The organism is Borrelia puertoricensis (assembly GCF_023035875.1).
In the GTDB taxonomy this organism is placed as follows: domain Bacteria; phylum Spirochaetota; class Spirochaetia; order Borreliales; family Borreliaceae; genus Borrelia; species Borrelia puertoricensis.
The window spans coordinates 50760-60640 of the sequence record NZ_CP075389.1; the positions used below are offsets into that span (position 1 = coordinate 50760).

11 protein-coding genes are annotated in these 9881 nt (G+C 28.8%); 2 read left to right on the forward strand and 9 right to left on the reverse strand.

Annotated features, from left to right (window positions below; genetic code table 11):
- Positions 1-10: 10 nt before the first annotated feature.
- The 4 genes from bpuSUM_RS07220 to bpuSUM_RS07235 all read right to left on the reverse strand — a co-directional run bounded on the left by bpuSUM_RS07220 (position 11) and on the right by bpuSUM_RS07235 (position 3893).
- Complete coding sequence (locus tag bpuSUM_RS07220; protein WP_247067308.1) at positions 11-1222, reverse strand: anti-CBASS protein Acb1 family protein; 1212 nt, start codon at positions 1220-1222, stop codon at positions 11-13.
- A 165-nt stretch (positions 1223-1387) separates the two neighbouring features.
- Entirely contained in the window at positions 1388-1921 is a 534-nt protein-coding gene (gene bdr / locus bpuSUM_RS07225) for a Bdr family repetitive protein (RefSeq protein WP_247067309.1), read from the reverse strand.
- Between the two features lie 41 nt (positions 1922-1962).
- Positions 1963-3315, reverse strand: a complete 1353-nt coding sequence (locus tag bpuSUM_RS07230; RefSeq protein WP_247067311.1) for a PBSX family phage terminase large subunit — start codon at positions 3313-3315, stop codon at positions 1963-1965.
- An 11-nt stretch (positions 3316-3326) separates the two neighbouring features.
- Positions 3327-3893: a DUF603 domain-containing protein gene (locus tag bpuSUM_RS07235; RefSeq protein WP_247067313.1), complete on the reverse strand. Its 567-nt coding sequence runs from the start codon at positions 3891-3893 to the stop codon at positions 3327-3329.
- Between the two features lie 164 nt (positions 3894-4057).
- Between bpuSUM_RS07235 and bpuSUM_RS07240 the strand changes: the two genes are divergently transcribed.
- Together bpuSUM_RS07240 and bpuSUM_RS07245 are read left to right on the forward strand one after the other, a co-directional pair.
- On the forward strand, positions 4058-4987 hold the full coding sequence (locus tag bpuSUM_RS07240; protein WP_247067315.1) for an Mlp family lipoprotein: 930 nt from the start codon (positions 4058-4060) through the stop codon (positions 4985-4987).
- A 471-nt stretch (positions 4988-5458) separates the two neighbouring features.
- Positions 5459-6217, forward strand: coding sequence for a tyrosine-type recombinase/integrase (locus bpuSUM_RS07245; RefSeq protein WP_247066967.1), 759 nt, complete (start codon positions 5459-5461; stop codon positions 6215-6217).
- A gap of 294 nt (positions 6218-6511) precedes the next feature.
- On the opposite strand, the gene bpuSUM_RS07250 is transcribed toward bpuSUM_RS07245, so the two are convergent.
- From bpuSUM_RS07250 to bpuSUM_RS07270, 5 genes are all read right to left on the reverse strand, one after another.
- Positions 6512-7300, reverse strand: coding sequence for a DNA adenine methylase (locus tag bpuSUM_RS07250; protein WP_247067317.1), 789 nt, complete (start codon positions 7298-7300; stop codon positions 6512-6514).
- Positions 7263-7679, reverse strand: coding sequence for a DUF261 family protein (locus tag bpuSUM_RS07255; RefSeq protein ID WP_247067163.1), 417 nt, complete (start codon positions 7677-7679; stop codon positions 7263-7265). Before bpuSUM_RS07255 ends, bpuSUM_RS07250 begins: the two co-directional genes overlap by 38 nt.
- Before the next feature lie 69 nt (positions 7680-7748).
- A complete protein-coding gene (locus tag bpuSUM_RS07260) occupies positions 7749-8120 on the reverse strand; it encodes a single-stranded DNA-binding protein (RefSeq protein ID WP_247066503.1) in 372 nt (123 codons plus the stop codon).
- Positions 8121-8136: 16 nt separating this feature from the next.
- Positions 8137-8346, reverse strand: a complete 210-nt coding sequence (locus bpuSUM_RS07265) for a hypothetical protein (protein ID WP_247067319.1) — start codon at positions 8344-8346, stop codon at positions 8137-8139.
- A 10-nt stretch (positions 8347-8356) separates the two neighbouring features.
- Positions 8357-9697, reverse strand: coding sequence for a DUF244 domain-containing protein (locus bpuSUM_RS07270; RefSeq protein ID WP_247067321.1), 1341 nt, complete (start codon positions 9695-9697; stop codon positions 8357-8359).
- Between the last annotated feature and the right edge of the window lie 184 nt (positions 9698-9881).

A 9881-nucleotide genomic window follows, 5' to 3' on the forward strand; every position in this document is an offset into this window, starting at 1 on the left:
AATCTCCTTATTAACCTTCATAAAAAAATAATTTATGCTTTAAAACATTAAGTTCTCTTGTGCTTAATGTTTTACTTAACTCCAATTCCTTATATTTAAGGGCTAATTCTATAAGTCGCATATCACTCTCATACTTTTCTTCTTCAGTTAGTACATAAAGTGAATTAAATCTCATGTCTAAATGATAATGTTTAACAAGTTTACTATTACAACTAATCTCTAACTCTTCTTGAACACTTTTTAAAAAGTCATAATAATTAGACCTATCACCTTTACCATCATTCCCAAGCCCCTTGGTTTGTTCATTAAAACTTCTAGTTAATGGCTCTTTTGTGTCAGCACCAATCTTTGCCTTTACTAAGGCTAATGCGTCCTTTAAATAGGTTAAGTCATACTTAATAACTTCAAGTGACGCATCTGGTGTTCCACTGTAAAAAATACCATTATTATTTATGTTAGATATAAGTTTAGAGAGCTCTCGCTCTAAATCTCTATTTACACTCTTAAGTGCGCTTATATGACTCTTCTCTTCATCTACATTTCTTTTAAACAGGTTAGAAAATATGCTTGGCTTATAATTAACACCTTTAGTTAAAAGCTCTAATGAGTTTGTAGCATCACTTAAGGCATCTTGTAATGTTGCTAATGATTCATCCTTATAAAATAAAAAGTTATGTTGCCCTATTCGCCGCTCTATTTCTTTATATATTTCTTCAAAAAGATATATATTAAGCAAAAAACTTTGCGTATAACATGGACTGTAGGCTTTAAGTATATAATCATAATTAGAGTGTATGATTACCCTACTCTTATGAATCTTTACTTCTCTATAAGATACCTTCTCATCTGTATTTACTTTGAAATTGTATGTTATATAAGTAAAGTCAGGCCCCTCATCGCGAACGCTGTTATAGTCAAGATACATAAATCCAGTAGGAAGTTCTCGGTTCACGCTTAAGTGTAAATCTTCTAAAGCGTCAGCAGTTTTAACTAAAATGTATCCAACACCATTAAAACGGTAACTAATTAGGCACTGCAATAATGCTGTCTTTAACTCTATTTTTAAGGCTTCTAAAGCATCATTAATATTAATAACAGTATTAATACTATTTAAGGTGATTCCATTCTTAAGAGTATCTTCTGCTACATTTGAAATGTAGTTTCTAAAAAATATTGAATATTTATATAAGTCTTTTGCGTTTATATTGCTATTTAAAATCATGGCTTCTTTAACCTTTCACCATCAATTAAGCATATGGAGAAAATATAACGCAACAATTGACAAAAACTAATTATTTCTAACAAAATTTAAATAATTTTTGTAAAAAATGACTAAAAAAAGATAATTTACAGAAGGTCAATTAAATAAAGGAATAGGTAAATAAATTTACTTTACTAATAATGACATTAATGCTAAGAATATTCCTATATTAAGGGTAATAAGAGTTCCAAACATCCAACCATGAAGTTTAAGTTTATTATCGAGTACATTGAATTTAGTATCAATCTTATTATCAAGTTCGGCTTTAACAGATTTAATTTCAGCTTGTAAGCTTGACTCTACCTTTTCAATCTTGGTGTTAAGATTATTCTCAACAGAATCAATTTTGTTATCTAGGTCGGTTTTGACAGATTTAATCTCAGATTGTAAGAGAGCTTCAACTTTTTCAAGCTTAAGGTTAAAGTTATTCTCTACAGTGTCTATTTTGGTATTAAGCTCATCCTTAACACTACTAATACCATCTTCTAAGTGTTTTAACTTTATGTCAAAGTTTTCTTTTAAGAATTCAATATCTTTATAAGTCAGTTCATTTTTATAATACCTATAAGACAGGTCAATAGCAATATCTCTTTTAATACCGGCTTTAGTAAGTTCAGCTATAACCATTTGCTGTGTAATAACTGGTTGCGCAAGTCCCATAAAAACACTCCTTATGTAATTATTATATAATATTTTAACTGTTATAGGAACCTTATTTTAGTAAAATGTGCTCTGAGGGTACGCATACTTAGAGTCAATAACATATATGATGCTGATAGGCTATCTAATGAATCATCATCACTCTTACCATCCCCTTTGTACTTATAAATATCAGATATAGCTGATTTACTTGAATAATCCATAATACTAAGTTTAGATGTTGCAAATGGCTCTATTAACGTAGCAATTCTAGTAAATTTATTACTTATAGGTTTAATTGGAGCAATTTTAAAATTATGACTCATACCCGCCCTAAGTTTAAGAAACATTTTAGTCACATTCCCATGCCCAGAAACGTTATCCCTATCTTCAACATATAGTTTGTGTACATTAAGATTTGTAAGTATAGTTTTAATTGTATTTAACATCTTAGGATCACCTACTGGTAACTTTTCTTGAAAAATAAATGCATAATAACTTTGATCTACTCGCTCCAAAACACAAAGGGCTGTATTATCTCCTCCTATACTATATGCAGGATCTAAATATGCTATTGGGGATATAAATTCATGGTTACTTGTAAGATTAACATTAGTAAATATCAAGTCACAGGACGGGACCCATTCTCCAAGTAGAACCCTTGCCTTATATGTTGGAATGTTCCTGTAAATCTCTTCTTGGGTTTTAATAAAATCCCGAGAAATTAATTCATTATCATATGTTGTAAAGTTATATGTAGAGTAAATTTTTGTATTATCAATATAATCAAGCTTAAAGAAATGTTCAGGACTATCTGGATTGGTATCAAATATAATTGCCTGCATTCCTACTCTAAGTCTTTTTAAACATTCTATTAATGTTTCTTTATGCAGTGTAGTAGCTTCATTAACGTAAATAAGTGCCGAATTAGAGCCTCTAAACCGCTCAAAATCACTTGCCCTATCACCACCATACAAATTAACTCTTAGTGAGTCTATTTCAAAATATGATGTATTAGAAAATTTTGGCCTAAAGGGTATTTTAAGCATACTAGCAATATCTTCTAACTCACTCATAACATTAACCTCTAATGATTTTTGTGAATTTCCTATTATAAAATTATTAGTATTTCTTTTATACACATTCCTATTTGTAAGCAGTATTTTTAAGAATAGATAACATGCTAGAAATGTTTTACCACTTGCAATCCCACCAGATAAAATAATTTTACTTTGATTATTCTTCTCGATATTACGTACTACTTTAAGTTGTTTTGAAGTTAAATATTTACTTTCAAATCCTTTAAAATCAATATCCAATGCTTTAGGCTTAATAAAATCCATTATATCAATACCAAAATCACGCTTGTACTCTCGCTGCATTTCTTTAAATATAGGCAGTTTATATATATCCATTACCATATCCTTTAAATTTGTAATTTAGAGCGCACATCTGTATCAGTAGCTTTAAGCTTTAGCATTGTCTTGTAACATAGTGACATCTTCTTAAGTTCTCTCTCCCTTTTAAGCTCATCTAGTTTAAGTTTTAACTCTTCAAGCTCACGACTCTCTTCTTCTGAATGTGCAACTTTTTTACTTAAAGTCTTCTTATAAAGATTGCTAATTTGAGACTCGAGTTCTTCTATTTTGTAATTATAAGTTTTAAGTTCCAACTCTAAATAACGACTAAATGAATTTATAAATTCTAGTCCCAACATACTTTTAGCCATACTAAACTGACTTTTAAGATCACGCGCCTGGGCTGTACTTTGTGATGCATGAAATAAGATATTATTTAAAGTATCTTCACAAATAGTAAGCTTAGCAGCACCAGTAATATACTCAGGGTCATCCTTAATCTCTTCCCATTTGCGTCTCATCTTTCCTACATTAACACGACTAACTCCCATCTCTTTTGCTATACCAGTGTTATTAAGCTTCCCTTCTCTAAAATACACAACATAATCATCTAATGATTTCTTTACCCTATTCATACCTTTTAATATAAGTTAACTAATAGGTTAACAAAAATATATTTAACATAAAATTTATAACAAAACAACAAATTTTACAAAAACAATTAATACTTATAAATAACTATACAGAACAAAATAACCAGGTTATACTGTTAACTAAATATTAAGAAAGGGGAATATTTATGACTAAATTTATAAATTATTTAGTGCTATGTAGCACATTGCTTTTATACTGTTGTGGGGATCGCAATCCTATATCTAACCCACAAAACAATTTTGTTGTGGAGCATAGTGGTTTACAACAAAGAGATAATAAACAAACTGATGAACAAATTAAATTTGATACTATAATTCATGCATTTAATAGTATCATAAAAAATGATACTCAATTGAGCACAGAAAAAAAAAAAAAATATAAAAAATTTGAAAATTGGCTATTAAAAGATATACACAAACAAAAAGAACTGGCTGAGCATTTTCAATATATATACGAATTTTTAAGAATAGAGAAACCAGAACAAGCAAACAACATAACTATTAAACAACTTATAGGAAATACTATTGATTGTATATCGTCAGATACATGTGAGGGAAGACAAGATATATATTCTTATGAAATCGATGATAGTACGTCTGAGGGAGAACGAATAAAAATAGCTTTTGAAAATCTTTTATCCAAGATGCTTAGCATATCTAATAATGTCACAGATAATATAAATGAAAAAATGTTTAAATATCTTAAATCAGAACTAATTTTTGAAAACAGCTCTATCGTTCAAGATTTAGGTTGGACTCACGTTAAATTTCATGAATTAAGATTCAATGATATTCAAAGAAAAGTAATAAAAAACTTACCGGAACCAATCAAAGATCCCTATGACCGAAGACTCTACACTTCCGAACATATTACCTTTTTAAAATTAAGCGATTCAACAATCAAACCTGTACTAGATCATATACATAAAGAACTTTCAAAGTGTGATGGAAATCAAAAAAGTATTAATGATTTTAATAATGATTTAAAATCATATTTTAAGACAAATGAAATCAATGAGGAAACAATGAATAAATTACCAAGTATAGTGATTATCAAATGTGAAAATGGAAGTTAAATGAAACTCTAATAACTAAAGATGAAAGTTAAGAAATGGGGATTTAAAAAAGAATATTTAAAAGAACAAGACAACAAAAATTCTAGATAAAGATGTGTAAGAGAAAATAAATTAAACTCGTTATAAAAATGGTAAGAGTAACTATAAAAGTAAACTTTAAGTTAACAGAAATAGAGAATTTAAATTTTATACTAAAAAACCCATCATTGCAAAATTGAAAGCTACTGAGTAGATAAATAAAGTAAATGTAGAGTAAAATTATAAGTATTTGTTAAAGATAGCAAGAAGTATGGTAGATATTTATTGCTGCTTCTCCTTAAAACAACTTTTCTCTAAATTACAAGCATTCTACACACCATATTTTCCATGCAATGGAAACCTTTAAAAATTGACTCTACGTGTAAGTATTTGCTAATATTTTTATAACTAATTTTATCTATTTTTAATATGTTTAGTTAACTTTGAAATTACATGAAAGGAAAACATTTAATTAACTGCAATCTTAACTTAAAAATTAAAGAATTAGAAATGCAAAATCAACGCTTAAGTGAAGAATTAACTTTAATTAAAAGTAAAAGCAAAACTAGACATACTAAAAAATTATCCCCACCTTTAAGATTTTATCTAAATGACAAGACAATTAGACTTGTAAAACGCGCTATAGAGAGATTTAAAGAACAAGACCCAATATCTGGATGGTTTGTACACTTACTCTCAATTACTGGTTGTAGAGGTGTTGAGATACAAAATGTAAAACTTACTGATATATATAAAGAGACGTGTAGTAATGGTGAAGTATTTTATTCTATTCGCGTTAATGTAGCTAAAAAGCGTAGCAATATCTGTATTAGAGAAGTAGTCATTAGTAAATCTGAATTTAAATCTATAATGCAAGCCCATCAAAACTATTTTTTATCTAAAGGAAAAGACACAAGACGTACATATCTATTTCAAAAAAGTAAACTTAAATTTCGTGACAATAAAATTAACATAAGTGAGATCGCAACTAGGTTTAAGGAATTACTCATTAAGGGAGGATTTAAACATCGCAAATCTTTGCATATACTTCGTAATATATTTATAGCATCACTAAAGTCTAGAGGATATAATTCATTTGAAATTAAAGAACTTATGAAATATTCATCTACTTCTGAGATTGATAATGTTTATGGTCTCTCAAGTGCAAGTAAAATACAGGCTTACAAAGATATCAAAACTAGCTTGAAATAACTTTTAAGTTTTGCTAATATTTTTAAGGACTACTCCCCCCACTTCAAGATTTTTACCAAGCACCAGTAAATACCTAATTTAACATTTAGGTATTTATTTTACAAAAAAAATATTTGTTAATCCTTTGTTTTTGATAAAATTATAGTTTATAATAAATATATTCTTTTAACCAAAATCTTATTTTGTAAAGAAAAAGGAACTCTAAACTTTTCTAGAGTCCTTTCTCTTTACGCTTGCATTTTAAACATTTCCGTTCAAGCATAACGAATACTCTTTAAATCCATACTTGACCTATTAGTTTTGTATGAAGTAGCTAGTACCCTTATGTTTAGTTTGATTGAAAATACTAGCTATACCACTAAAGCGTGCTACATAGTTTACAAAAAGATTATGCTTTAAGAAAAGCTTAACTACTCTTAAATCATCAAATTCACTTACTGCAAACTGCCAGTTATATCTCTTAAGCTCTAGAATAAGTCTCTCTAGAGAATCTAAATTCCATCCACGATTATCAACAAGATTCCCATGAGAAATTGAATATGGAGGGTCAAGATATACAAATGTTGAGCTTACCTTGTCTCGATTAGGTAGTGCAGCTAAAAATTTAAATATATCTCGTGATGTAAATATTGCATTATCAAGCATCTCTTTAAATCTAGACTTATATGTTTGAAGGTTTTCTAAAAACAATCTCTTGGCATTACTTCGATCCAACTTCATAGTTGAACTAGATGAACCATAAAGTGAATATAAACATCTAAGCACCATGTACTCAATTTTGTCTCTGTTCTCATCAATTATGCTGTCATAAATAATCGCATCTCTTACACGATTGTAAAGCAACTCAGGGTCTTGCTTTAAGATATAGAAAAACTTATATATAAATTTAGAATTATCATTGAGTATATTATAATGGGCTAATGGTTTTGCAAAAAATACTGCTCCTGTACCAAAAAATCCTTCAATATACTGAGTATGCTTAGGAAAAAGACTTATAATATCAGCACTACAAAGGTACTTAACTTCCTTCTCATGTTTAGTAGTTTCAATATTTCTTAAATATTCTCCTTGATGTAATCTCATATTCAACGCCCCGCTCTTTAAGTGTCAGTGAATCATAAAGTACAGATGACAAATTAGTTGCTATAAAATGATATCCTGGTGTATTTTTAATTTTAACTTCACTTATCTCAAATTCTCCATCTAAACATCTGTAAGCAGGGCCCTCCCACCTCACACTTGCACTGATATCAAACCGTCTCAGCACAGCGCATGGATTTAGAATATAACAATTACTTCTCATACACCCTGACTTAACAAAGTTATGATAATTCCTATTTATATCAAGAACACTAAACTGCAACTTTTTAAAAACTGATACGTAATAATGAAGAGATAAAAAGTAACATCCCCACTGACGTACTGCTGAGACTAAATTTGGATTATTTTGCGTTATTTTCATATATAATCTCACTTATAATCTTTATTTTTTAAACCACCACCCCTACTTCCCTTAACTTAAATATAGATATTAAAAAGGAATATCTTCATAAAACTCATCTTCAAGCTTATTCTCATTAATATCTTGTGTTTTAATTGATGAGTTTAAGACGCAAATATCATTTACCAAAATACTGTATTTACTCTTACCCTCACCTGTACGCTTATCATTCCAACTTGAATAAGATAGAGCTCCACTTAGTACAACTTGAACCCCTCGTTTAAGTAAAGCAGCAAGACTCTCAGCTCTAGCTCCAAAAATCACACAGTCAAAAAATTGAGCCTGTCTTGTCACACAGTTATTCTTCTTTACACCTCTATTATTAGCTAGTGTAAATTTTAATATAGGAAAACTATTACTAGTATAAATAACCTCACAGTTTCTTGTTAAACGACCAGACATACTTAACGAGTTAATATCAAACACCAGGACTCTCCTCATCAGAAATCCTACTTAAAAGTTCCATACGTCTTAAATCACAATCAAGTCTATCAAGATTTTCTAAAAATTCTCGTCTTGCATAATAAGCTTGAAAGAGATCCTTTATACTTCTCACACCAAACTTACATAAAAATCTTAAAATCTTGTAAGTAATTACTAAAATTACAACCATAAACATAAATTTCATAAAGTTACCCTTAAACAGCTTTTAAAATAGGTGTAGACCATTCATTTGAATTACTACTAAAATTAGAAAGCCCATTCACTTGTATATAACTATCACTAAACACCTTAAACCTATCTTTAATGGCTCTTTTTCTCATGTTTAACGAAAATAAAATTCCTTCAAAATTATAATAGATATTATCAATAATTGAATAAGTCCTCATCATATCTTGAATTTTTTCTTTTACTTTTAATTTAACTACTTTGGTAATCTCCTCAGCTTCTTTTGCTTTCTCAGATTCAACTTTACTTATATGCTCAACCATTTTATTTAAAATAAAAATATCATTTTTTAAACCAAGCTCATTCTCAACTTCTAGATTTGTCAACTTAACAAACTTAAGAAATTCTTGTCTAAAGTCTAATTGTGCCAAGGTATTATAAAATTCACTTTTATTTAAAAATGATTTTATTCTCTCAACCAACTCTTCATTACTTGCACTCTCAATATCATTATAGCTTCTCATATACTTAAGAGCGTTGTTAATCTCAACATTAAAAGCCACCATATAAAACATAATCTTTGCTATAAATGCATCGTCTCTCTCAATAACACAGTTTGTAGTATCTCCACCAAATAAAAAGAATAAGTTTCCTTTTTTTAATCCTGTACATAAGAGTTGCATCTGTACTTGTACGTAATACTTAAAGAAATATTTATTATCTAGAAAATTACCAATTCTATTATATTCAGAAGCACCGCATTGTATTTGAAATGAATCGCTGCATTTTGTCTCTAAAAGTTCAGCATCACCTTCCCCGTTAACAAACCAAGCATCAATTGTAGCACCAACTAAACAATCACTCTTTCCAACTTTTTTAAAGTAATTATATTTATCAATACCGTTTGAATATTTATTTTTATGTAATATATGAATATTCTTATCATAGGTTTTTACAAATTCGTCAATTATTAAATTCTCTAAAGCCTTTCCCTTTCTCATACTCAAATTTTCTTCAAATGGTATTTCCCTTCCTATAGCTTTAAGTACTCGCTCTCGCATTAATTTTTCTAAAGCATCAGCACCAATAAACATGCTTCCAACTTCACTCGCTCCTACCCTGTGTAAAGCTCTTCGTTGAATACTAAAGTCAATCTTACTATTAAACCTGCAACACTCATTCTTGTTAATATTAGGTATCTTGCGTCCTACCTTATTTATTTTACTTAACTGTTTTTGTTTACCTTTAAGATTTTTTTGACTCTGATATGCAAAAGATTCAAAACCCTTAAATACCATTTGCCTGTACAAATCAAATTGTTGCATCTCTTCCTTTGATCTTTGTTCATTTATTTTTGTTACATTTACCATATTTAAACTCCTGTTTTTATGTTATAACAAAAATATATAACAAAAAATTGTTTTTGTCAAAACTTTTGCTATATATTTTTGTAAAATTTTATAAAAAAATATTTTTATTAAAAGGACAGTTTACTTTATAGTGAAAATTGCGTTATCATGAATAACAACAATTCACATAAAGCAGGAGATTTAG